Source organism: Exiguobacterium abrahamii (assembly GCF_015645365.1).
GTDB classification, from domain to species: Bacteria; Bacillota; Bacilli; order Exiguobacteriales; family Exiguobacteriaceae; genus Exiguobacterium_A; species Exiguobacterium_A abrahamii.
On the sequence record NZ_JADOYC010000001.1, the window covers coordinates 1,073,603 to 1,099,837 of the forward strand.

Sequence of the window (26,235 nt, forward strand, 5' to 3'; positions counted from 1 at the left end):
CCTCTCTTTATTTCAAAGATCAATAACTCTTTTCATAGTTAAAAATACCACGGAATCATATGTTCGGGCAAAGTAATACGCGCACAAAGTGTAGAATTCAACCAAAAAAAATATTGAATGAATATCCAAGTTTATGTAAGCGTTATCAATGTTGATATATGGTAATTCTACCTTCAAAGGTTGAACAAAATGGTGATTATGCATAGTAGCGAATAAACATAAAAGGGTGTAAAGTATAATTTAACTGAATATACAGAAAATTAAGAAGGCAAGGAGAGTGCTACTATGACATTTCATCAATACCCTGAACAGCAGGGATTATACGACCCTCGTATGGAACATGATGCGTGCGGGATCGGCGTTTACGCACATCAAACAGGACGAGCGAGTCATGAAATCGTTGAACATGCATTGGCCATGCTTTGTCAAATGGAACACCGTGGTGGACAAGGAAGCGATGCGAAGACCGGAGACGGGGCGGGTATTTTAACGCAATTACCAGATCGTTTATTTCGTGAAACGGTTCGTCACATTTCCTTCCCGAAAAAAGGGGATTATGGCGTTTTCATGATGTTCTTACCACGTGAGGAACGGGAACGGATGCGACTCGAACGAACGTTAGAGTCCATCATTTTGACGGAAGGTCAAGACGTCTTAGGATGGCGTACCGTACCTGTTCAGTCCGAAGTGCTTGGGTCGGGTGCCCGCCGCACGGAGCCAGTCATTCGTCAATGTTTCATTGGTGCACAGGCGATGGAAGGATTGACATTTGAACGAACACTCTTTTTGATTCGTCGCGCATTTGAACGTGAATCGGAGCAACTCGGTCTTGAACAATACGTCTTGAGTAGCTCGAGTGAAACAATCGTTTACAAAGGACTCGTGACGACGGATCAATTGCGCGCGTACTTCGATGACTTACGAGACGAGCGTTATCAATCAGGATTTGGTATCGTGCATTCGCGTTTTAGTACGAATACGTTCCCAAGTTGGAAACGTGCCCATCCAAACCGTTATTTGATTCACAACGGCGAAATCAATACGTTGCAAGGAAATATTCGGGCGATGCGCGGTCGAGAACGTCGACTTGCTGAGACGACGTATGGTAATCGGGCAGAGGAAGTGTTACCAATTCTAGATGAGACAGGTAGTGACTCGTCGATGCTTGATAATGCGTTTGAGTTTCTTCATCTGTCCGGACTCTCGCTCGCTGAGACAGCACTGATGCTCGTACCGGAACCATTCGAACATGCTGAGATCAGACCGGCGAAGCGCGCGTATTATGAGTACCACAGTAGCATGATGGAACCATGGGATGGTCCGTCTGCCATCGTCTTTACGAACGGGAAGCAGATTGGTGCGACGCTCGATCGAAACGGTTTACGCCCAGCGCGATATGTGCTGTTACGCGACGGACACTTCATGTTGTCGTCAGAAGCAGGTGTACTTCCTCTTCGTGAACAAGACATTCTGTACAAAAAACGATTGGCACCGGGTGAACTGCTTTTACTCGACTTTGCGTCCGGTCAGTTGATTGCAGACGAAGAGATCAAACGGGAACTCGCGACACGGCATCCTTACGCGGAGTGGCTCGCTCAAGAAGTCGTGTCCCTCTCAAGTAACGACTTCAAGGAGACACTCGTTGAACTGGGAACGAAACAACGGCATTTTGGATACACGCGTGAAGATATCGATCAATACTTGATCCCCCTCATTGAAGAACAAAAGGATCCGTTAGGTGCGATGGGAACAGATATACCGCTAGCGGTCTTAAGTGAACGCCCCCAATCGTTGTTCCGTTATTTTAAACAGCTGTTCGCACAAGTCACGAATCCACCGATTGACGCGTTACGCGAAGAGATCGTCACCTCGACGCTGACATGGCTTGGTCGACAAGGGGAGCTGTTGACGCCGAACCGCGCGAACTGTCGTCGTGTTCGCTTAGAGACACCGATTCTGCGACCAGACGAAGCCCATGCGCTTAAACAAAGTGGGCTTAAGCAAAAAACGATTTCGACGACGTTCACCGACTCGCTTGCAGAAGCGCTTGACATGATCGTTGATGAGGCTGTGACCGCTGCACGAAACGGGTATGAATTATTGACATTATCGGATCGTCTCGTACGTCCCGGCACATTGCCGATGCCCATCCTCTTAGTGACGAGTGCGATTCATCATGCGTTGATCCGTAAGGGATTACGTACAAATCTCAGCTTGATCGTTGAAGGGGGAGAGATTCGTGAAGTCCATCATGTCGCGACGTTGCTCGGATACGGTGCGGATGCGATTTATCCGTACCTGGCATATGCGACGCTTGAAGAAGCGGTAGGCGATCGTTTTACGGACGTCGACAAACGTTACCAAAAAGCAGTCACGGAAGGCGTCGTCAAAGTCATGTCGAAGATGGGCATTTCGACGGTCTTCAGCTACCGGGGGGCGCAAATCTTTGAAGCAGTCGGAATCGCTCGTTCCGTCATCGAGCAGCACTTCACTGGTACGGTCTCTCAATTGAGCGGGATGACGCTTGAACTGATGGAAGAAGAAGTCCGACGGGCACAACAGGTTGCAGATGAACGGATTCATTTAGAGTCCGGCAGTGTCTTCCGGTACCGTCAAGCAGGAGAACATCACGCCTTTAATCCGGCGACGATTCATTTGTTGCAACATGCATGCCGGACGAATGATTACCGGCTCTATCAAAAGTACGCTCAACGCATTCAGGAGGAACCGGCAACGGTGCTACGACATCTGTTGACGTTCAAGGAGACGACGGCGATCCCAATTGAAGAAGTTGAGCCTGTCAGCGAAATCGTCAAATACTTTAAGACGGGTGCGATGTCCTACGGCTCGTTATCAAAAGAAGCGCACGAGACGCTTGCGATCGCGATGAACCGCTTAGGTGGTAAGAGTAACAGTGGTGAAGGCGGTGAAGAGGAGGAACGATACGAACGGGATGAAAATGGTGACTTCCGGATGAGTCGGATCAAACAGATCGCTTCTGGTCGTTTTGGAGTGACGAGTCATTACCTCGTTCACGCGGACGAATTACAAATCAAGGTGGCACAAGGTGCGAAGCCCGGTGAAGGCGGTCAATTACCTGGTGAAAAAGTCTATCCGTGGATTGCGCGTGTGCGTGCATCGACACCGGGTGTTGGATTGATTTCCCCTCCTCCACACCATGATATCTATTCGATTGAAGATTTGGCGCAGTTGATTCATGACTTAAAACGCGCGAACGATCAAGCCCGGATTAGCGTCAAACTTGTCGCAAAAGGTGGCGTTGGGACGATCGCGGCTGGAGTTGCAAAGGGGCTTGCGGACGTTATCGTCATCAGTGGTCATGACGGCGGCACGGGTGCCTCGCCGAAGACGAGTATTCAACATGCCGGACTGCCATGGGAGCTTGGTCTTGCTGAGACGCACCAAACGTTGACATTAAACGGGTTGCGCGAGCGTGTCGTCCTTGAAACCGACGGAAAACTCTTGACCGGTCGCGACGTCATCCTCGCAGCGATGCTCGGAGCAAATGAGTATGGGTTTGCGACTGCGCCACTCATTGCCGTCGGATGCATCATGATGCGTGCGTGTCATCTCGATACGTGTCCTGTTGGTGTCGCGACGCAAGATCCAGAGCTCCGTAAGAAATTCACGGGATCTGCCGATGACGTCGTCCATTTCATGACGTTCATCGCTGAGGAAGTACGAGAACATTTAGCGAAACTCGGTGTAAGACGGTTGCAGGATCTCGTAGGGCGGACGGATTTACTCGAACCGTCAGAGCGACAACGGACGCATTGGAAAGCGAAGAGTCTTGATTTTTCGCGTCTCCTCGTCCATGTGACACACGGTCCGGCTGAACAACAACAGCATCATGTCGAGCGTTCCTTCGATGCCCGTGAAATCTCGCCGTATTTGGAGGCGGCAGATTTCAGTCAGCCTCAGACACTACGTTTAACGATTCAAAATACAGACCGTGCGATCGGAACACAGACCGGTGCCATGCTGACAAGACGGTTTGGGGCTCTTGGTCTGCCGACGGATCGATTGAAACTCGAACTGAATGGATCTGCCGGACAAAGTTTAGGCGCTTATTTACCACGTGGCGTAACGCTTGATGTCACGGGAGAAGCGAATGATTACGTCGGGAAAGGATTATCCGGAGGTATCATCGCCGTTCATCCTCCACGTTCGATTTCGTTCGTCTCGTCCGATCAGTCGATCATCGGTAACGTCGCACTTTACGGGGCGACAAGTGGAGAACTCTATGTCAACGGTCAGGCAGGTGAGCGATTTGCGGTTCGAAACAGTGGAGCCGTCGCCGTCGTCGAAGGAATCGGCAACCATGGACTCGAGTATATGACCGGTGGATCCGTCGTCGTCCTCGGCGATGTCGGAAAAAACTTTGCAGCCGGTATGTCAGGTGGTGTCGCCTATGTCTTACCGCGTCATCCTGAACAATTTTTACAGCGCGTCAACCGCGAACTCGTTTCGACAGGACCTGTCACGCATGTCGAAGAGATTGCGCGACTGAAGACGTTCATCGAACGTCACGTCGCACGGACCGGAAGTGAGCAGGGCGATGCGATTCTAGCGAACTGGGATCATGTCATTCATTCGTTCATCCGCGTCATTCCTTCGACGTATGAGAAAGTGACGACGTTGATGGCTGATTTCGCTAAACAAGGACACAACACCGAAGAAGCGATGTTGCTCGCATTTGAGACACATCTAGGGCGCAGAACAGGAGGGGTACGATGAAACGACGCGATCAATTCATGACAGTTGCTCGTTCGGGTGGGACGGAACGACATCCAAGCGAACGGGTGGGTGATTTTAAGGAATATAAGACGGCTTTGACAGAAGCAGAAGCGAGTCAACAAGCCAGTCGATGTATGGATTGTGGCACTCCGTTTTGCCATGTAGGGGAAGTATTTGATCAAGTGAAGATTGGTTGTCCAGTCTATAACTTGATTCCAGAATGGAACTTGCTCGTAGAAGAAGGACGTTTTCAAGAGGCACTCGATCGCCTTCTTGAGACGAACAATTTTCCAGAATTCACGGGTCGCGTCTGCCCAGCGCCATGTGAAGGATCGTGTACGTTGTCGATTCATGAACCTGCGGTCGCGATCAAAGATATCGAACGGACGATCATCGACATCGGCTTTGAAAAAGGATGGGTCGTGCCCCGAATTCCAGCAATACGATCGACACGTTCGATTGCCATCGTTGGATCTGGTCCTGCCGGTCTTGCGGCTGCCGATCAGCTGAATCAAGCCGGTCACCAAGTGACGGTCTTTGAGCGGGAAGATCGGATTGGCGGATTACTCACGTACGGTATACCAGCCATGAAACTCGATAAAGAGGTCGTACAGCGCCGTGTTGATTTGCTGGAAGCGGAAGGGATCCACTTCCGGACGAACGTCACGATTGGCGCAGATATCACTCTCGAGACACTTGAAGCGGAGTATGACGCCGTCATCTTATGTGTCGGCGCGACGGAACCGCGCAAATTAACGGAAGCGCCAACGCGTGGAGTTGGTTATGCGATGGATTATTTGACAGGGGTGACACGTCACGTGCTCTCGCAAGAACCGTTGTCTGCTGATCATGACGCAAAAGATAAAGATATTCTCGTCATCGGTGGAGGCGATACCGGAGCGGACTGTGTGGCAACAGCACTCCGTCAACGCTGTCGCTCCGTCGTCCAATTCGGTAAACATGAACAACCGGGTACGACGCGTGCGACAGGAAACATGTGGCCGGATACACCGTCACTTTACTCCATCGATTATGGGTACGCAGAAGCATTGCAACAATTCGGTCGGGATCCTCGTGAATATTTGATCGCCATCAAGCGCTTTACGACAAGTGAATCCGGGCAAGTCACGGGTGTCTGGACGATTCAGACGACGAAAACAAAAAATGAATCGGGAGCAGTGATCTTCGAGGAGATCGAAGGGAGCGATCGTTACTTCCCGGTCGATCAAGTCTGGATTGCCATTGGATTCAGTGGTGTCGAAGAGAATGTACTCGAACATTTAGCGGTCGCCTCGGAACGCGGGAAAATCAAGACGACGCGTTACGCGACGAACCGACCAGGCGTATTTGCCGCAGGTGACGCAAGACGGGGTCAATCACTGATCGTCTGGGCGATTCGCGAGGGTCGTGAAGTGGCGGAAGCCGTCGGACACTATTTAAAAGCAATGCAACAAACCGGCTAAATCACATGGTCTGGATTTTCTAGCATCATCAGAAATCCAGGCTTTTTTGTGTTTGGCAAAGAAATCTGCCAGTTCAAAAATAACTATTGATTTTGTTTCAAGGTGAAACACCGAAAATATTTCTGCTATTCTTATAAAATGAAGAGGAGGTATGACAGATGAATCCAGAAATCATCTATTTCGTATGCGAGAGTGGAATGGCGAGTAGTATCATGGGGGCTACGATTTTAAGAAAGCGCTTACTTGAGTGCGGTATTACGACAGACGTCAAGACATGTCGGATCGCAGAACTACCTGATCAAGCAACTTTTGTCGTCGGAGAAACGCAACTCGTCCATCGACACGTATGGAAAACACATTGTTCTGTTCATCCAGTCGATCGGATTCTTGATCCGACTGCATATGACGTCATCCTCGAATCTTGGCAGAAAAGAGTGAGGCTGCATGACTGAATTTACACCACGTGAACATGATATCTTATTTTTTCTCTTATCACGCGAGGAACCTGTTCAAATACAAGAGATTGCGGAAACGCTCGAGACATCGGAACGAACGATTCAACGTGAACGCGATCGTCTTGCCCAATCTTTAGAAGATCATGATTTGCGTTTGACCTATGTCCGCGGAAGAGGTCTCTTAATTGAAGGAACGGACGAAGCCAAACATGCATTACGGGACCAACTCTTGTTGTCACATAAACAATTACCGAACGCTGAAGATCGCCAAGTCGAGCTAGCGTATCGGCTACTACAAGAAGAAGGGATGGTCAAATTACAGGCAATCGCCCATGCGATGTATGTAGCTCCGAGCACGGTTAGCCAGGATTTAGAGCGGATTGATGAGTGGTTTCTACAATATGACCTTGAAATCAAGCGCAAAAAAGGGATTGGTGCCGAAGTCATCGGCGAAGAAATCAACAAACGCCGTTTACTGATTTCATTGATCTTTACGCAATGGGATGTTCTCGCTTTCTATCGCTTGTTACAAGGCGACGCCGAGCAATTACCTCATCTGTTACGCATGAATCGAACATCCTGGCTTGAGATGATCAATCAAGCGTACGCGGTCATAGCGCCATTGACGAAAGAAGGGCGTCTCAATGACCGACAAATCATGCGTGCGACACTCAGCTTAGCTTTACAAGCGTTACGCAAAGATCAGTTTCCGATGCGTTACGAGTTAAAAGCGTATCCGGTCGAAATCCTCAAATGGGTGGAACGCGTCGAAGAGCGATTACCTGACACGTTGTCGATTGCTGAACGCCAATGGTTATCAGAAGAATTGCGTGCTTTCTTTCAATCGGACGCAGGAGATACGGAAGAACTCGTCACGCGCCTTCGTGTAAAACGATTGATTGAGCATGTCTCCTTACTATATGGAACGAACTTTACGAAGGATCATGCGCTAGAACGCGGACTCGTCTCGCATATTCAATCGTACACCCGTCAAAATAGCGTCAATCCGTCCTATGTCATCAAACAGATCGAACGGGAATATCCGCGCTTGTTTGATGCGGTCAAACAAGCAGCACTGTCGATCTTCACCGATGCGACATTTGAAGACGTAGATTTAGCATTTTGGGTCATGCATTTCGGTGCCGTTCTCAGCAAACCGACACCAAAACTCCCGTATCGTGTTCTAGTCGTCTGCTCTGCTGGACTCGGTTCCTCGAAGTTGTTGATGAACCGGTTACGGCAAGAATTCGCTGAACTCGAGCACATCGATAACTCGTCCCTGTTTGGCATCGAACGGTTACCAATCGACTCGTACGACTTCGTTTTGTCGACTGTGCCGTTGCCTGACATTCGCCCACCACATCTTCTCGTCAACCCGTTGCTTCCTCAGGATGAGGTCGAACGGATTCGGAAATTAATTCTCGCCTTGCCTAAATCCTTTCAACCGGCACCACGGCAGACGAAAACGGAATGGCTCGATCTTGAGCAATTGCATCGGCTCGTTGCATCGTCCATTCAAGTATCGGACGGATTTCGAATGGAACGGTTAGAGCGGGTGGGAGATGGGATTGAATCGCTCTTGTTTGAAATCAGTACACGTATGGTCGAGCAAGGATTAGCGAAATCAGCTATTTCGCTCTCTGGACAATTGCTACGTCGTCATGAGATGTCAGGACTCGGTATTCCGGGAACACGGCTTGCGCTATTTCACGGACGCGATGCGACGATTCAACGAGGAGGATTTCTCATCTTTGAATTACCTGAACCGATCGACTTACTCGGGATGGATCAACAGTTACAATCCGTCGAACGACTCCTCGTCTTGGTCGCACCGGAAGAGACCTCGAATGAACTACTTGAATTACTCAGTTCGATCAGTGCTGCGATCATCGAGAGTCCCGAACAAATGGATCAATTCGAGTTCGGGGAGGAACAGACGATACGTCTGCTTTTGAATCGAACGTTTCGAACGGTCATTGATCAATTCCTAGGTCACACTTGAAAAATCCCTGTCACTCCATTCCTGAAGTGACAGGGATTTTTTCACGTCAAGCAGGCTTCTTTCCAGTCTGTCCAACTTCTTGGACAAAGACTGAACTAGGAAAGATTGAGTAAGCGCTTGCAATGCTTTTACAATAAGGGCATAGCAAAGCAATCATCTTATCAACTCATACACGAAATGGAGGCTAACGCAATGGCGACAGCTCAAAATGGAGCACGGGGCATCCGTGTACAAGTTCAACGGTTCGGAAGCTTTTTAAGCGGTATGGTCATGCCGAACATCGGTGCATTTATCGCCTGGGGGATCATCACGGCACTGTTCATCCCAACTGGATGGGCACCAAATAAGGAACTCGGTGAACTCGTCGGTCCGACGATCACCTATCTCTTACCGTTGCTGATCGGATACACGGGCGGGAAATTAATGCATGACGTCAGAGGGGGCGTCGTCGGGACGCTCGCGACGATGGGGGTCATCGTCGGAACAGAGATTCCGATGTTCCTCGGTGCCATGATCATGGGACCACTTGGCGGATACGTCATCAAAAAGTTCGATCAGTTGATCGAAGGAAAAGTCAAACCGGGTCTCGAGATGCTCGTCAACAATTTCTCGGTCGGAATCATTGGCGGTTTGTTGATGCTCGGTGGGTTCAAGTTATTCGGACCACTCATGACAGGTCTTGACGACATCATGGCTGCAGCAGTTGGTGCGATCGTCAGTGCTCACTTATTACCGCTTGCTAGTTTGTTCATCGAACCAGCGAAAATTTTATTCTTAAATAACGCCATCAACCACGGCATCTTAAGCCCACTGGGTCTCGATCAAGTGAATGAAGCAGGAAAATCGGTACTGTTCCTACTCGAAGCCAACCCAGGTCCGGGTCTCGGATTGTTACTCGCTTACTCGTTCTTCGGTTCTGGTGCAGCGAAGAAAACAGCACCGGGTGCCGCGTTCATTCAGTTCATCGGTGGGATTCACGAAATTTACTTCCCATATGTCTTGATGAAGCCGGTCTTATTGCTTGCGATGATCGCAGGTGGTATGAGTGGGATCCTCACATTCGTCCTATTTGATGTCGGTTTAGTTGCACCTGCTTCACCAGGTAGTATCATCGCTGTCCTTGCGATGGCATCCCGCGGCTCTTACGTCGGATTGATCGCCGGTGTCCTTGTTTCAGCATCTGTGACCTTCGTTGTCTCGACTGTCTTATTGAAAACAAGCAAAGCAAAAGAGACATCACTTGAAGAAGCAAGCGCCAACGTCAGTGCGATGAAAGGCAAACAATCGATTGCCTCGACACTCGTTTCAGCTGATGCTAAACCACTTGCGGAAGTCGAACATATCATTTTCGCTTGTGACGCTGGTATGGGATCGAGTGCGATGGGGGCATCCGTCCTTCGCAATAAAATCAACAAAGCGGGCTTACCGATCAAGGTAACGAATACGTCGATCAGTCAATTGCCGCAAAACGCTGAACTGATCATCACGCATCGTGATTTGACGGAGCGGGCGATGGAGCAGGTCCCAACGGCAGAACATCGATCAGTCGATAATTTCCTGAATGCCGGATATTATGATCAACTTGTCCATGAGATCGAAACAGCACGGAATAAGATTTCTTAAAAATAAAGATAGAGATATTCAAGGAGGAATAAACATGACAACGACAATGAACCTTTCACCGGAACTTGTATTACTGGACCAACAATTCGCAGACGAGACGGCAGCCATTACGGCTGCCGGTCAACTCCTCGTCGATCACGGATATGTCGAAGCGGGTTATATCGATTCAATGCAGGAGCGTCATGCTCTATCAACGGTCTACATCGGCAACCATGTCGCGATTCCACACGGAACAGAGTCAGCTAAATCACAGGTCAAGAAAACAGGACTATCGATTCTACAAGTACCGCAAGGCGTAGCGTTCGGAACGGAACAAGCACGACTCGTCATCGGCATCGCCGGCGTCGGGGACGAACACCTCGAGTTGCTATCGAATATCGCGGTCATTTGCTCCGACGAGGAGAACGTCGAGCGTATCGTGGCAGCGACGTCAAAAGAAGAAATCATCGCCTTATTGACAGCGGAGGTGTAACCATGAAAGCCATCCATTTTGGTGCCGGTAATATCGGACGTGGGTTCATCGGCTTACAACTCGTCAAGACGGGTTACGAAGTCTGTTTCGTAGATGTCAATACGACGGTCGTCGATGCATTAAAAGCACGACATACCTATGAGGTCGGTTATGCCTCTGAACAAGGGGGACGTGAACGGGTCGACGGCGTAACGGCGCTCAACAGTTTGTCTGAACCGGATCAAGTCATTGCAGCGATTCGCGATGCAGATGTGATTACAACGGCTGTCGGTCCGAGCTTGTTGTCGAAAGTAGCTCCTTTGATCGCGGAAGGGTTACGTCAACGTGATCAACAGACACCTGTCTACGTCATTGCGTGTGAGAACATGATCGGCGGGTCAAAACACTTGCAAGCAGAGGTAGCGAAACATCAGACGGTAGCGGAGAACTGGTATTTCCCGAATGCAGCGGTTGACCGGATCGTACCGCTTCAACATCACGTAGACCCGTTGTACGTCGAAGTGGAAGAATTCTTTGAATGGGTGATCGAGACGACTGGACTACCGGAAGCCTATCCACGGATCGAAGGTGTTACGTATGTTGAAAATATCGAACCGTTCATCGAGCGAAAACTATTCACCGTCAACACGGGACATGCGATCGCTTCGTACCTTGGAGCACTGTTCCGTAAAGAGACGATTGCTGAAAGTCTAACGGATCCTCGTATTCGTCGGGGAGTCCAGACAGCACTTTACGAAACAGGGTGGTTGTTACTTGAAAAGTACGGCTTTAACCCGGTCGACCATAGTGCATATATCCAAAAGAATATGAAGCGCTTTGAAAACCCGCGAATTCATGATGAAATCATTCGTGTCGCTCGTTCACCGATTCGTAAACTGAGTCCAAGTGATCGACTCGTCAAACCAGCGAAGGAATTGATGGAGCGTGGGATTGAAGCAGATGGATTAGCGCGCGGGATCGCAGCAGCCCTGACCTATTTCGATCCAAATGATTCAGAATCTTCTGAATTAAATGCATATATTACGAAACATGGAATTAAAGATGCGTTAAACACATATCTAAAACTTTCAGCAACGGATCCACTTGGATCTCGAATCATCGAACATTATGAAGCAATGCAACAACAAGTCAATTCAATTGCTTAATCATAAGTGTGCTTACCACCCTTCACATCACGTGAAGGGTGTTTTTGTATATCGAATAACATATAGTGCATCGTCATCGAAATAATCAGTTTTTATAAATCTTTTATCACAATTTGATTACAATTTGTATATTCAATTTGGAATATTCGAAAACGAATATTTAAAGATTAAAATACATTGTACGCTATATGAACGGAACATCTCTATTCCGATTTTTCAGGTAAGAGAAGGTGATCATATGTTGAATTATAAAGTGAACGTATATAGATTAAACGGAGCACGACCAAAAGTAACGAAAGGAACCGGACCAAAACATTTGATTTATTCAAGTCAGTTTTCTTCACGTACACCAGTCCATTTATTGCATCAACTCATCTTGAATCGTTTGTTGGTTGAACAAGAAAAAAACCTTGATTTGACGTACACGATCGAAGTAAATGCGGTACTTGATCAATTTGTGATCGACGTCCGTGTCTTTTCAACAGATACGGTCAGTGTCAAAGTAGAACGTGACTTGATTGAAATCATTGAACGTGAAGAAGTCCGTCATATCCCAGCGCTTGAAATCGGAAAACCGGATTTCGCGGAATTCGCCCACATCGTCTTAAAGGTCAAGGAAGGTGGACCACGACTGTCACAAGAGGATACGCAACGAATATTCAATGAGTCTGGAGTTCGAGGGCGAATCATCCTGCATAAGGAGCGAATCGATAGTCATGAACCGTCACATTCGATTCAGTTGTTGATCGGTGGGGCCGAGAAGTGTTTGTATAGTCTTTCGCAATACCAGCTTGATCCACTTTTCCGTAAACATGGGTTGACGATTCAATCCTTGAATCTGTTACCGTTTGACTTATTCTTGATTCGTGACAAAATCGCGATGCTGTCTTCGGCAGATGCTTCGCAACTGTGGATCGATGACATCACGACATCCAAGAACGGACGATCACATCAGATTTGTTTTAACGATGGGAATGAATGCATGACGGTCATCTGTGATCTTCATGGATCAATTCGTTCTTATAAGTGTTCGTGATGGTTTAACTCTTCTTCGAATAGGCTACATTCTTAACAGAGGTTCTAACGAAGGGGAGTCGAACAATCATGTTATCTAAACAACAGACGGAAGAATTCAAGCAACGATTATTAAAGGAAAAAGAAAAGACGACATCAAACATCGAACAACGCGATACGGATTACGATGAAGGTGAATTGTCGAGTTACGATAATCATCCTGCCGATTCCGGCGATGAATTGTTCTTGCGCGAACGCGATCAAGCGATTACGGATATGCAAGAGGATATGCTCTCTGATGTGGATCGTGCCCTAAAAGCGATCGAGGACGGAACGTATGGCATTTGTAAGGTCTGTGGAAAAGAGATTGAGATTGAACGTCTTGATATCATTCCGGAAACGCTATTATGTATCGAGCATGCAAAAGAAGAAGCAGAACAAAACGAGAACGATCCGAATTCGCGACCAAGTGAAGAAGATGTACTGGATCCATCTGTCACTGCCCGCGGGAAAGACATCGACGGTGATACGGATGGATTCTCAAAAGTAAGTGATTTCGGTAGTTCCGATACACCGTCTGACCAAGAAGACGGAATTGACCCGACACGGTCTTGACCGGCAAAACATCTCCCGAAAATGGAGATGTTTTTTTCTCGAAAAAAATCACAAATATTTACCGGAATTTTTTGACTTTTCATATAATTTTGGTACGATGGTATTGAGGGGGCTGTTTTAGCCTATATTAAAATGTAAGCGCATACAAGCATCCGTCTCACTGCTTGACCATTTTAGTTGAGGGAGGAAATAACGCATGATTTATGACATTCCGAACAAGCAAGGGTCAAAAGTACAGTACAAGGAACGGTATGAAAATTACATCAATGGAAAGTGGACGGCACCTGTCGGGGGAGAATATTTTGATAATGTCACACCTGTCACTGGTAAAGTATTGTGCCAAGTCGCTCGTTCCGGTAAGGAAGACATCGAACTGGCTCTTGACGCAGCACACGCGGCAAAAGAAGCATGGGGGAAAACGTCTGTAACGGAACGCTCAAACATTTTAAATAAAATCGCGAATCGGATGGAAGAAAACCTTGAGATGCTCGCTTATGCAGAGACACTTGAGAACGGGAAAGCGGTCCGTGAGACACTCAACGCCGATCTACCGCTCGCGATCGATCACTTCCGCTATTTCGCAGGCGTCATCCGTGCTCAAGAAGGTTCGGTCGGTGAACTCGATCAAGATACGGTCGCGTATCACTTCCATGAGCCACTTGGCGTCGTTGGTCAAATCATTCCGTGGAACTTCCCACTCCTGATGGCTGTCTGGAAACTGGCACCGGCTCTCGCAGCAGGAAACTGTGTCGTCTTAAAACCAGCAGAACAAACACCAGCGAGCATCATGGTGCTCATGGAACTTGTTGAAGATCTATTGCCACCTGGAGTCGTGAACATCGTCAATGGATTCGGTCTCGAGGCAGGAAAACCGCTCGCTTCAAGCAAACGAATCGCAAAAATCGCCTTTACGGGAGAGACGACGACAGGACGTTTGATCATGCAGTACGCATCACAAAACCTGATTCCAGTCACACTCGAACTCGGTGGGAAATCACCGAACATCTTCTTTGAGGATATCATGCAGGCAGACGATGCTTTCTTCGATAAAGCAATCGAAGGATTACTGATGTTCGCGTTGAACCAAGGAGAAGTCTGTACATGTCCGTCGCGTGCCTTGATTCAAGAATCGATTTACGAACCGTTCATGGAACGTGTTCTAGAGCGCGTCAAAGCCATCAAGATCGGAAATCCCCTTGATTCGGACGTCATGATGGGTGCTCAAGCTTCGAACGAACAGATGGAGAAAATCCTTTCATATCTTGAAATCGGTAAGTCGGAAGGCGCAGAATGTCTCATCGGTGGAGAGCGCAACATGCTCGAAGGAGATCTCGCAGAAGGATATTACATCCAACCAACGATCTTCAAAGGACACAATAAGATGCGAATCTTCCAAGAAGAAATTTTCGGACCGGTCCTATCGGTCACGACATTCAAGTCGGAAGAAGAAGCACTGGAAATCGCGAATGATACGTTATATGGTCTTGGTGCCGGCGTCTGGACACGTGATATGAACCGTGCTTACCGGTTTGGTCGTGCGATCGAAGCAGGACGCGTCTGGACGAACTGTTATCACCAATATCCAGCTCACGCGGCGTTTGGTGGTTACAAAATGTCAGGTATCGGACGTGAAAACCATAAGATGATGCTCAACCATTACCAACGGACGAAAAACCTACTCGTTAGCTACAACCCGAATAAACTCGGTTTCTTCTAAGTCGGAAAGGACGTGGGTGTAAATGGTGGAACGTGTTCAGGCGACAGCAGCTTGTCTAGAGTTAATCGACCAGTTGAGAGAAAAACACGGTCCGTTGATGTTTCATCAATCTGGTGGTTGTTGCGATGGCAGTTCCCCGATGTGTTTTGCGCAGGGTGATTTATTCCTAGGAGATCAGGATAAAAAACTGGGGGAGATCGGTGGTTGTCCGTTTTATATTCATGAAGATCAATATGAGTACTGGAAACATACGCAACTCATCATTGATGTCGTGGATGGTCGAGGCGGAATGTTCTCTCTTGAGGGTGTCGAAGGAAAACGTTTTTTGACACGCTCCCGTGCGTTCACGCAAGCGGAATACGCTGAACTATCAGCATCAAGCTAATGAATAATCAAACACGGTTTCGTCGATGCGACTTGTTCATTCAGGTCGCTTGTACGGAATCGTGTTTTTTGTTCGTATCACGACGTTCGAACAGGATAAAAGTTGGTAATGCGGCATAAGAACGGTATAATGAACTCATATTTTGACGAGAAGATAGTTTCACACTATGACATTATAGGGGGTCACCATGAAATATCCATTTTTAGGTTGGACAGGTCAAACGATCGGAGTGACGGCGCCCTCCTCTGGATTACGTGAACAGCAACAGGAATGGGTCGAACGAGCAGTTGAACAGGTACAAGCACGGCAAATGAACGTCCGTTTAGGTGAAACGATTTGGTCGCATCAACTTGCTGAGAGTGCACCGGTCAAACAACGGGCTGAGGAATTGAATCACATGATGACGGATGAGACGATTGATGCCGTCATCCCGCCATTTGGTGGGGAACGCGCCATTGATCTTTTACCCGAGTTGACGCTAGCAACTTACCAAACAAAATGGTTGCTTGGTTATTCCGATATCAGTACGTTATTGCTCAGTCTGACGCTTCAGACGGGAATTGCAACAGCACATGGTCCGAATTTCGTAGAGCTTCGAAGTGAAGAATGGGATGAGACGACAAGCGCTTGGCGACGGGTGCTCGCGACGCCAACTGGAGGAACCGTAACACAGTGGGCTTCCGATCGTTATCAATCCGAGTGGACTGATGAAGAACGTCCAGCAGATTCTTTATTTCAGCTATCGGAAGCGACGGAATGGAAAGCACTTGATGAGCGAACCGAGGTAACAGGACGTTTACTTGGTGGGTGTCTGGAGACGATTCGCCATCTGATTGGGACACCGTATGGAGACGTACAGCGTTTCCAGCGTGAAGAGATCAACGGAGAACCGATCCTCTGGTACTTCGAGGTGTCTGAAGCGAATTCTGCAGAGGTGCACCGGACGTTACGACAAATGGCGTATGCTGGGTGGTTCGACCATGCGGCTGGCTTTTTATTCGGGCGCACGTCTGCAAGGATTACAGAAGACCTGACATGGCTAGACGTGTATCAATATCTAGCGGATGAGACGGGCTTACCAGTCTTATACGATCTTGACATCGGTCATCAGCCGCCACAGTTGACGTTAATCAATGGAGCGACGGGTACGGTTCGTATTCAAGGAAAAGATTCACGAATCGATCTGACGTTCAACTAAAAAGGAGAGCACGCAATGGCACGTCGTAAGTTTCAAGCATTAGGCGTTTATAAACGCGTCCATATCAATCCGGAGACCCGTCGTATGACGTTACCGGAACCATTTTACGATGCACTTCGTCTAGAAGATGAATTGCTGATTGCACAAGTCGGAGATGTTCTCGTCATGCGACGTCCGGGGGAGGTCGTTGAGACAGAAACAGATTTATTGAGCGAACTCGTAGAAGATGGATTCACGGGTACAGAGCTTGTCCAAGAGTTTGCCTACCGGCGTCAGCAACAAGAACAACGATTACGTCAACAAGTCTTGCAGGATGAAGAGGATGACCATGCTGCTCAACTGAAGATCGAGCTATAACGGAAAGAAGGAGTGGGGCAGATGCGTCGCAGAACAAAAATTGGAATCGGAGTCATTGGATCCGGATTAGTAGCAGCGAGTTATTATTTTTATGAGATGGCAATCGCTACGAATCCAAAGCCATTCTTATCGAATAATCGAGATTTGAGTGACGAGATGGTCCGATTGATGCAACCTGGTCAGACGTGGATCAAGGAGCAACCGCTTGAGCGGATCGAGATTGAAGCGAAAGACGGCTTAACGTTACGCGGGCATTTCCTTCCGTCACCTGTTCCGTCAGATCGGATCGTCATTCTCGTGCACGGGTACGGAGGCGTCGGAACGGATTTAGCCGGATTCGCCTATCTGTACCATCAAGCCGGTTTCCATGTCATGATGCCCGATAATCGTGGACACGGGATGAGTGACGGTCACTATATCGGATTCGGGTGGCATGACCGGGAAGATTGTCTCAGTTGGTCGAACTATCTGATTGAACGGATCGGACAGGAGGCGAAACTGTTCTTGCATGGAGTGTCGATGGGAGGGGCGACCGTTTTGATGACGAGTGGCGAACAACTCCCACCACAAATCAAAGGAATCATTTCTGATTGTGCCTATACGTCTGTCAATGCTGTCCTTGCGTATCAGATGAAGCGGATGTATCGTCTGCCACACTTCCCGTTCTTAGGGATGACGAGCGTATTGACGAAGCTAAAGGCAGGTTATACGTTCCGTGAAGCATCAGCGCTGAAACAAGTCAAAAAAGCGCAGGTGCCGATTTTGTTCATCCATGGTGGGGCGGATACGTTCGTACCGACAGACATGGTGTATGAGCTGTATGAAGCTTGTCCAACGGAAAAAGAGCTCGTCGTCATTCCAAATGCCGCTCACGCAATGGCTTATTTCGAGGATCCGGCATTGTATGATGATGTCGTCGAGAAGTTCGTTCGCAATATCTTGCGAAATGATTGACAACTCAGTTCGTTACCCGCTATATTAATATCATAAATCAACGTCGTCGTGGCGGAACTGGTAGACGCGCTAGACTCAGAATCTAGTGGTGGCAACACCGTGGAGGTTCAAGTCCTCTCGGCGGCATAAATGATTGAAGGAGGCAATCCCAACAAGGGGTTGCCTCCTTTTTTGTTGTTGAATAGAAAACGGTTACAACGAATAAAAATTCAGAAAAGTTTATCTTTTTAGAACTTTTCTGGTAAAATACGTTTTAAAGAGGGTACTCTTCAGGGAAAGTACTAAGTGGAGTTAACAATCTTTAACACATAGGAGAGGGGAAACAAAGATGAAAAAAGGGAGTATCTTGTTAGCGCTCTTGATGAGCTGTGTTCTCGTGCTTGGTGCGTGTAGCATCGGTTCGAAAGAGGAAGAGTCGTCAGAAGGAAAGACGTACAAGGTTGGCATTGACGTCACGTATCCACCATTCGAATATAAAGACGGAGATACGTACAAAGGAATCGATATCGATCTCATGAAAGCCATCGCGAAGGATCAGAACTTCAAGATTCAATTTGAAGCGATGGACTTTAGCGGCATCATTCCGGCACTCCAAGCCAATCAATTGGACGTTGCCATTGCCGGTATGAGTATTACGCCAGAACGGAAGAAAGTCGTCACATTCTCAGATCCATACTTCAAAGCTGGTCTTATTCTAGTCGTCAAAGAAGATGAGAATGGTATTAAATCCGTCAACGATTTAAAAGGGAAAAAAGTGGCCGTCAAAAAGGGAACGACGGGTGCGAAATATGCAACGGATAACGCAGATAAGCTTGGCTTTACAGTCACACAGTTCAATGACAGCCCAGCGATGTTCCAAGAAGTGAAGAACGGTAACGCTGCTGCTTTGATTGAAGATTATCCTGTCATCTCATATGCCAACAAACAACAAAACCTTGGATTAAAACTTGTTGGAGACCGTCTCAACGGGGACAACTACGGAATCGCTGTCTTAAAAGGTGAGAACGAGGATCTGATGAAGAAAATCAACAAAGGACTTGCGAATCTGAAAGAAGACGGTGAATACGATAAAATCGTTGACACGTATCTGAAATAAGTCGCAAGGCGATAAGGGAGTGGGATAGCCAATGGAAGTGGTCAAAACCGCATTTCCATTTTTCTTGGAAGGGCTTCAAGTCACATTGTATATTTTCATCATCGCGGTCATCGTCGGCTTTCTGATTGGCTTAGTCGTCGCATTGATGCGATTATCACCATCAAAAATCTTAAACGGGATCGCGATCGTCTACATCGATGTCATTCGCGGAACGCCGTTCATCGTTCAGTTATTCTTCATCTACTTTGGACTCAATTCGCTCGAATGGTTATCGATGGACCGGATGTATGCAGGGATACTGACGGTCGCAATCAATGCCGGTGCTTATTTTGCGGAAATCATTCGAGCTGGTATCCAGTCGATTGATAAAGGACAAACAGAAGCTGCACGTTCACTCGGGATGACAGGGCGTCAAACGATGGTACAGATCATCCTACCGCAAGCATTTCGTCGGATGTTACCAACGATTACGAACCAATCGATCATCAGCTTAAAAGATACCTCGTTGTTGTCGATCATCGGCATCGCTGACTTGACGCAACAAGGTCAAGTACAGCAGTCAACGACGTTTGAACCATTCATCGTCTGGTCCGTCGTCGGATTGATGTACTTCGTCATCATTTATCTCTTGTCCTTAGTGGCGAAGTTCTTGGAACGGAGGTTTACATTACGATGAGTATCATTGAAGTAAAGAATCTAAAGAAATCATTCGGTTCGAATGAAGTCTTAAAAGACATCAATGTCTCGATTGCCGAAAAAGAAGTCGTCTGTGTCATCGGTCCGTCGGGATCTGGGAAAAGTACGTTTTTACGCTGTTTGAATCGATTGGAAGAGATTACAGGTGGTACCGTCATCGTCGATGATTTCGACATCACGAGTCCAAAGGTCGATATCAACAAGGTCCGGGAAGAAGTCGGGATGGTCTTTCAACATTTTAATCTCTTCCCGCATAAGACCGTGCTAGAAAACGTCACGCTTGCACCGATCAAAGTACGTAAATCGGATAAAGAACAGGCGAAACAGCGGGCACTTGAACTCCTCGATAAAGTCGGATTACGGGAAAAAGCAGATAATTATCCAGGCGAATTATCTGGGGGGCAAAAACAGCGGGTCGCGATTGCCCGCGCGCTTGCAATGAATCCGAAAATCATGTTATTCGATGAGCCAACGTCAGCACTTGACCCGGAAATGGTCGGTGACGTGCTTGCCGTCATGAAACAACTTGCTCTTGAAGGCATGACGATGGTCGTCGTGACCCATGAGATGGGATTTGCTCGTGAGGTCGGAGATCGCGTCTTATTCATGGATGGTGGCTATATCGTCGAAGAGAACGTACCACAAGCATTGTTTGATTCTCCACAACACGAACGGACGCAATCGTTCCTCAGTAAAGTCTTATGATGGTACCGGCGTATCTAAATGCAGATACGCCGGTTTTTTGGCGAATCATAAATAACTGGTTAAGCGCTCATAAGAAAAACTTATACATTTAAGCGTGAGAATTTGGGAATTCGAAATGCACACACAGGAAAAGAGTAGTAATATAGTAACGAAGGCACTTTCATGGAAGAATGACACGATCATTCCTTCTCATGACGTTCAGCGTTTCATCCATGCAATTCCTTTTGAAAGCGCTAACAGGTAGAGGGCTGGAAACACATTTAGTATCCATTGGATGTGTGGGGAGAAATATAGAAACGGGGGGAACCGTACATGGCAGGCCACGAGCAAGATCAACAAGCATTTTATGGACCAAACCTTGGCTACATCATTGAATTGTACGAGCGTTTTTTAGAAGACAAGACATCCGTTGATGAGGAGACACGTGCTTATTTCGAAGAGCATGGTGCACCCGTGACGGAACCAGTCGTACCGATGCAAGTCGAGACAGGAGATTTCGAAAAATATCTTGCGGCGAATCGTTTAGCGGAACAAATTCGTGCAAAAGGACATCTTGCGGCGGATATCTATCCGCTGAAGGACCATCCGCGAGAAACAGGGTTATTCGAATTGAGTCAGTACGGATTGACAGAGGCAGATCTTCGAAAAATGCCAGTGTCACTCGTTTGCCCTGAGCCACCAACTGGTGTACAGGACGCGTTTGAAGGCATCGAACATTTAAAAGCGCAGTACACGGGAGCAGCCGCAGTTGAGTTTCAGCATGTCGATGATCTCGATGAAAAGAAATGGCTCCGTCAGAAAATCGAGCAAGGTGCTTTGACAGCGACGCTAGATGCTGAACAAAAGAAACAGTTGTTCAAACGCTTAGCTGAAACGGACCTTTTCGAAAAATACTTGCATAAAACATATGTCGGTCAAAAACGCTTCTCGATTGAAGGACTTGATGCGATGGTGCCATTGCTTGACACGATCGTCGGACACCTCATCTCGAACGGGTCGGAGACAATCAATATCGGAATGGCACACCGTGGACGATTGAACGTTTTGGCGCACGTACTCGGGAAGCCATATGAAATGATCTTTGCTGAGTTCCAACATGCACCGAACCACGACCTCGTACCATCTGAAGGCTCGATTGGGATCACGTACGGTTGGACGGGCGACGTGAAGTATCACCTCGGTTTAAACCGAAAACTCGAGCAAGAGACACGTAACGTGCGGATGACGCTTGCGAACAATCCGTCGCACCTTGAGTTCGTCGATCCAGTCGTCGAAGGCTTCACACGTGCTGCACAAGATGATCGCTCACAAAAAGGTGCACCACGCCAAGAGCAAGCGGCTGCTGCTGCAATCCTGATCCACGGTGATGCAGCGTTCCCAGGCCAAGGAATCGTGGCTGAAACATTAAATTTAGCGAATCTCAAAGGATATAACACCGGCGGAACGATTCACATCATCGCGAACAACACGATCGGCTTCACGACGGAGCCGACGGACTCCCGTTCGACGCGTTATTCGAGTGATCTTGCCAAAGGGTATGAGATCCCAGTTTTCCACGTCAACGCGGATGAGCCGGAAAGCTGTCTCGCTGTCGCGTTGCTCGCGAGCGAGTACCGGGCAACGTTTAAGAAGGATGTCATGATTGATTTGATCGGATACCGTCGTTTTGGTCATAACGAAATGGATGAACCGATGAATACGAATCCGGTCTTATACGATTTGATTCATAAACACGATCCAATTCGTGTCTTGTACGGGAAAACACTTGTCGCGAACGGGGATGCGACAGCTGACGAAATTCAATCGATTGAAACATCGATCAATGACCAAATGAAAGCAGCTCGAGAGAAAGTACCGAACGTCGAGAAAGAGTATGGTGGGGTCATGCCGGACGTCGTCTTTAAAGGCGTTCCGACAATCGAGACAGGAGTCTCGATCGAAACATTGACGGCGTACAATGAAGAATTATTACAGTGGCCGGATGGCTTCCAAGTGTTCCATAAACTTGAGAAGGTCCTGAAGCGCCGGACGGATGCGTTCTCGACGAAGAATGGAATTGACTGGGGACATGCCGAAACGTTGGCGTTTGCTTCGATCCTTTCAGATGGAACACCCATCCGCTTGAGCGGTCAAGATTCTGAACGAGGAACGTTCGCACAACGAAACATTAATCTTCATGATGTGAAAACAGGAGAAGGCTTCTCGCCACTCCATGCTTTATCAACGGCAACTGCATCATTCTCGGTCTATAACAGTCCGTTATCTGAAGCAGGTGTACTTGGTTTTGAATACGGTTATAACGTTTTCGCTCCGGAAACGCTCGTATTATGGGAAGCACAATATGGGGACTTTGCGAACTCAGGTCAAGTCATCTTCGACCAGTTCATCTCAGCTAGCCGCGCGAAATGGGGACAAATGTCAGGTCTCGTCATGTTGCTTCCGCATGGTTATGAGGGGCAAGGACCAGAACACTCGAGTGGTCGTTTAGAACGCTTCTTAACGTTATCGGGTGAGAAAAACTGGACGGTCGCGAACGTATCGAGCGCAGCCCAGTATTTCCACCTGTTGCGCCGACAAGCAGCAATTCTCGGGAAAGAGGAAGTCCGACCGCTCGTCGTCATGACACCGAAGAGTCTCTTGCGTCATCCGCTTGCGACATCCGATGTCTCTGAGTTGACGGAAGGTAGTTTCCAACGTGTCATCGAACAATCAGGGCTCGGAGAAGCACCAGATCGTGTTAAACGTCTTGTGTTCTGTTCTGGTAAGATGGCAATCGATCTAGCGGAAGCCATTTCGAAGTCAGATGAGAATCTCGATTGGCTACAGATCGTTCGTGTCGAGGAGTTGTATCCGTTCCCGGCGAAAGCCTTACAAGAAGTCATCGCGCGCTATGAAGCCGTCGAAGAGATGGTCTGGGTACAAGAAGAACCGAAAAACATGGGGGCATGGTCCTTCATGGAACCGCGACTTGAGACAGTCGCACCGAACGGCATCCAAACCGTCCGTTACATCGGTCGTCGTCGCCGTTCGAGTACAGCGGAAGGTGATCCGTCAGGTCATAAAGTAGAGCAGGCACGTATCATCAATGATGCACTCACAGCGACTGCTTCTACTTCAACAGCACCATCACACGTATCAAATCACACATCATAACTTAAGATAGAATCGAGTCATAGGGGGAGAATACGATGGAAATCAAAGTACCAGAACTTGCCGAATCAATTACAGAAGGAACGGTGGCGTCTTGGTTAAAACAACCAGGTGATCACGTTGAAAAAGGGGAAGCCATCGTTGAGCTCGAGACAGATAAAGTCAACATCGAAGTACCGTCAGATGAAGCAGGTACGTTGACGGAAGTGATGGCTGCTGAAGGAGATACAGTTCGTGTCGGGGAAACGATTGCTGTCATCTCTGCTGGTGGCGAGGCTCCAAAACCGGCTGCGGCAGAACCAGTACAAGAAACTCCAAAAGAAACACCAAAAGCAGAAGAAAAAGCGGAACAACCAGTGGCAGTAGCAGCGACTGAAAGTACGTCTGTTGCGGATCGTCCGATTGCTTCACCTGCTGCCCGTAAACTGGCTCGTGAAAAAGGAATCGATTTAGCACAAGTGGCGACGCAAGATCCACTTGGTCGCATCCGCGTCCAAGACGTCGCGACGTTTGAAGTAGCACCACGTGAGCAAGCAAAACCGGCTCCTACGAAACCCGCTACACCGGCACCAGCACCTGCAGCCGCTCCTGGGAAACCGGAAGAGCGAATCAAGATGTCACGCCGTCGTAAGACGATTGCGAACCGACTCGTTGAAGTCCAACAAACGGCAGCGATGTTGACGACATTCAATGAGATCGATATGTCAGCGGTCATGGCACTACGTAAACGTCGCCAAGAAAAATTCGTGAAGGAAAACGAAGTCAAACTCGGCTTCATGTCATTCTTTACAAAAGCAGCAGTCGCAGCACTTAAAAAGATGCCATACTTGAATGCTGAGATTCAAGGTGACGAAATCGTCCTGAAGAAATTCTACGATATCGGGATTGCCGTTTCAGCACCAGACGGTCTCGTCGTTCCAGTCGTTCGTGATGCGGACAAAAAGAACTTTGCTGAGATTGAAAAAGACATCATTCAATTAGCGGTCAAGGCGCGCGATAACAAACTCGGTCTATCTGACTTGACGGGTGGTACGTTCACGATTACGAACGGTGGTACATTCGGTTCACTCATGTCGACACCGATCTTAAACGGTCCACAAGTCGCAATTCTCGGGATGCACGCAATCAACTTGCGCCCTGTGGCGATCGATGCTGAACGCATGGAAAACCGTCCGATGATGTACGTCGCACTCTCCTACGATCACCGAATCGTTGATGGAAAAGAAGCGGTTACGTTCCTGAAACACATTAAAGATCTCCTCGAAGATCCAGAGTCATTGATTTTCGAAGCGTAATCATAAAAGACCCGTTTTAGATGCGGGTCTTTTTTTGTTGATATCACTTTGTCATCAAAATACGAAACGACATTTACATCATCTCTATATCAGCTTCATACATACGATTTAGGATAAGTGTTGTAAGAATATTTCAAGGGGGAATTGATTATGTTGAAACAAATTGGATTGACGATGGTAGCAGGAGCCGTATTAAGCACAGGTCTTCCGACAGAAGATGTCAGCGCACATTCAAAAGGAAAATCGTTACTCGATCCAAATCGCATCATCAATGTTGCTCACCGCGGAGCTTCAGGATACGCGCCAGAGCATACGATGCCAGCTTATGAAATGGGACATAAGGCATTCAAAGCAGATTACATCGAAATTGATTTACAGATGACAAAAGACGGTCAATTGATTGCGATGCACGATGAAACGGTTGATCGGACGACGAACGGAACGGGTGCCGTCAAAGATAAAACGCTTGCTGAAATCAAGAAACTTGATGCCGGTAGCTGGTTCAATGAAGCGAACCCGACGCTTGCGAAAAAATCGTATGTCGGTCTGAAAGTTCCGACGCTTCAAGAAGTCTTGAGTAAGTATGGGAAGCATGCGAATTATTACATCGAGACGAAATCACCGGAAGTGTACCCGGGAATGGAACAAAAATTGCTTGATTTACTCAAACGTAATGGTTTATCGAGCGATCGTGTGAAACCGGGACAAGTCTTGATTCAGTCGTTTAGTGAAGCAAGTCTTCAAAAAGTCAGAGCCATCGACCCGAACGTTCCATTGGTTCAGTTGATGGAAGCAAATGAAGTCAAGGCATTGACGGATGATCGATTGACCGCAATCCGTCAGTATGCAGTCGGTGTCGGTCCTTCCTTCAAAGCGTTGACACGTGAGAACGTCTCAGCGATTCGCGCACATGATTTATTACTTCACCCGTATACTGTGAATGAAAAAGCGGATATGGTACGTATGCTTGATTATGGTGTCACAGGTGTCTTTACGAACTATGCCGACCGTTTTAATGATGTCGTGAAAGGGCTGTACAAAAAATAAAGTAAAAACGAAATAGTACTATTTCTTCTTTCGAACAGGAAAGGAGGAATAGTTTTTTTGTTTTTAAAACTCGTATTTTAAATCCAAT

Annotated in this window: 20 protein-coding genes and 1 tRNA gene; all 21 read left to right on the top strand. The window is 47.7% G+C overall.

Annotated features, from left to right (window positions below; all coding sequences use genetic code 11):
* The first annotated feature begins 285 nt into the window (after positions 1–285).
* The 21 genes from gltB (at position 286) to ITJ88_RS05435 (ending at position 26,147) form a co-directional block, all read left to right on the top strand.
* Positions 286–4,758 (top strand): glutamate synthase large subunit, encoded by a 4,473-nt coding sequence (gene gltB, locus ITJ88_RS05335; protein WP_195864849.1) that lies wholly within the window; start codon positions 286–288, stop codon positions 4,756–4,758.
* A complete protein-coding gene (locus tag ITJ88_RS05340) occupies positions 4,755–6,221 on the top strand; it encodes a glutamate synthase subunit beta (protein WP_195864850.1) in 1,467 nt (488 codons plus the stop codon). The genes gltB and ITJ88_RS05340 overlap by 4 nt, the downstream gene beginning before the upstream one ends.
* 158 nt (positions 6,222–6,379) lie before the next feature.
* A complete protein-coding gene (locus tag ITJ88_RS05345; protein ID WP_195864851.1) occupies positions 6,380–6,673 on the top strand; it encodes a PTS sugar transporter subunit IIB in 294 nt (97 codons plus the stop codon).
* The gene (locus tag ITJ88_RS05350) at positions 6,666–8,678 is read left to right on the top strand and encodes a BglG family transcription antiterminator (RefSeq protein ID WP_195864852.1); all 2,013 of its coding nucleotides are present in this window, start codon (positions 6,666–6,668) and stop codon (positions 8,676–8,678) included. The genes ITJ88_RS05345 and ITJ88_RS05350 overlap by 8 nt, the downstream gene beginning before the upstream one ends.
* A gap of 192 nt (positions 8,679–8,870) precedes the next feature.
* Positions 8,871–10,301: a PTS mannitol transporter subunit IIBC gene (locus tag ITJ88_RS05355; protein ID WP_195864853.1), complete on the top strand. Its 1,431-nt coding sequence runs from the start codon at positions 8,871–8,873 to the stop codon at positions 10,299–10,301.
* Between the two features lie 34 nt (positions 10,302–10,335).
* Positions 10,336–10,773 (top strand): PTS mannitol transporter subunit IIA, encoded by a 438-nt coding sequence (locus ITJ88_RS05360; RefSeq protein ID WP_200934376.1) that lies wholly within the window; start codon positions 10,336–10,338, stop codon positions 10,771–10,773.
* 2 nt (positions 10,774–10,775) lie between these two features.
* Entirely contained in the window at positions 10,776–11,918 is a 1,143-nt protein-coding gene (locus tag ITJ88_RS05365; protein ID WP_195864854.1) for a mannitol-1-phosphate 5-dehydrogenase, read from the top strand.
* 238 nt (positions 11,919–12,156) lie between these two features.
* Entirely contained in the window at positions 12,157–12,954 is a 798-nt protein-coding gene (locus tag ITJ88_RS05370; protein WP_195864855.1) for a hypothetical protein, read from the top strand.
* A gap of 68 nt (positions 12,955–13,022) precedes the next feature.
* Positions 13,023–13,547, top strand: a complete 525-nt coding sequence (locus ITJ88_RS05375; RefSeq protein ID WP_023468557.1) for a TraR/DksA C4-type zinc finger protein — start codon at positions 13,023–13,025, stop codon at positions 13,545–13,547.
* A gap of 196 nt (positions 13,548–13,743) precedes the next feature.
* Positions 13,744–15,264: an aldehyde dehydrogenase gene (gene adh / locus ITJ88_RS05380; RefSeq protein ID WP_195864856.1), complete on the top strand. Its 1,521-nt coding sequence runs from the start codon at positions 13,744–13,746 to the stop codon at positions 15,262–15,264.
* A gap of 22 nt (positions 15,265–15,286) precedes the next feature.
* Positions 15,287–15,649: a DUF779 domain-containing protein gene (locus ITJ88_RS05385; RefSeq protein WP_195864857.1), complete on the top strand. Its 363-nt coding sequence runs from the start codon at positions 15,287–15,289 to the stop codon at positions 15,647–15,649.
* A gap of 187 nt (positions 15,650–15,836) precedes the next feature.
* On the top strand, positions 15,837–16,847 hold the full coding sequence (locus ITJ88_RS05390; RefSeq protein WP_195864858.1) for a S66 family peptidase: 1,011 nt from the start codon (positions 15,837–15,839) through the stop codon (positions 16,845–16,847).
* Positions 16,848–16,862: 15 nt separating this feature from the next.
* The gene (locus ITJ88_RS05395) at positions 16,863–17,204 is read left to right on the top strand and encodes a hypothetical protein (RefSeq protein ID WP_023468553.1); all 342 of its coding nucleotides are present in this window, start codon (positions 16,863–16,865) and stop codon (positions 17,202–17,204) included.
* Between the two features lie 21 nt (positions 17,205–17,225).
* Positions 17,226–18,158: an alpha/beta hydrolase gene (locus ITJ88_RS05400; RefSeq protein WP_055968447.1), complete on the top strand. Its 933-nt coding sequence runs from the start codon at positions 17,226–17,228 to the stop codon at positions 18,156–18,158.
* Positions 18,159–18,200: 42 nt separating this feature from the next.
* A tRNA-Leu gene (locus tag ITJ88_RS05405) sits at positions 18,201–18,284 on the top strand.
* Positions 18,285–18,486: 202 nt separating this feature from the next.
* Positions 18,487–19,254, top strand: a complete 768-nt coding sequence (locus ITJ88_RS05410) for a transporter substrate-binding domain-containing protein (RefSeq protein WP_195864859.1) — start codon at positions 18,487–18,489, stop codon at positions 19,252–19,254.
* A 31-nt stretch (positions 19,255–19,285) separates the two neighbouring features.
* On the top strand, positions 19,286–19,930 hold the full coding sequence (locus ITJ88_RS05415) for an amino acid ABC transporter permease (RefSeq protein ID WP_023468550.1): 645 nt from the start codon (positions 19,286–19,288) through the stop codon (positions 19,928–19,930).
* Positions 19,927–20,655, top strand: coding sequence for an amino acid ABC transporter ATP-binding protein (locus ITJ88_RS05420; protein WP_023468549.1), 729 nt, complete (start codon positions 19,927–19,929; stop codon positions 20,653–20,655). Before ITJ88_RS05415 ends, ITJ88_RS05420 begins: the two co-directional genes overlap by 4 nt.
* A gap of 312 nt (positions 20,656–20,967) precedes the next feature.
* On the top strand, positions 20,968–23,808 hold the full coding sequence (locus ITJ88_RS05425; RefSeq protein WP_195864860.1) for a 2-oxoglutarate dehydrogenase E1 component: 2,841 nt from the start codon (positions 20,968–20,970) through the stop codon (positions 23,806–23,808).
* A gap of 35 nt (positions 23,809–23,843) precedes the next feature.
* Positions 23,844–25,100, top strand: a complete 1,257-nt coding sequence (gene odhB / locus ITJ88_RS05430) for a 2-oxoglutarate dehydrogenase complex dihydrolipoyllysine-residue succinyltransferase (RefSeq protein ID WP_195864861.1) — start codon at positions 23,844–23,846, stop codon at positions 25,098–25,100.
* A 150-nt stretch (positions 25,101–25,250) separates the two neighbouring features.
* Positions 25,251–26,147: a glycerophosphodiester phosphodiesterase gene (locus ITJ88_RS05435; protein ID WP_195864862.1), complete on the top strand. Its 897-nt coding sequence runs from the start codon at positions 25,251–25,253 to the stop codon at positions 26,145–26,147.
* Positions 26,148–26,235 lie beyond the last annotated feature (88 nt).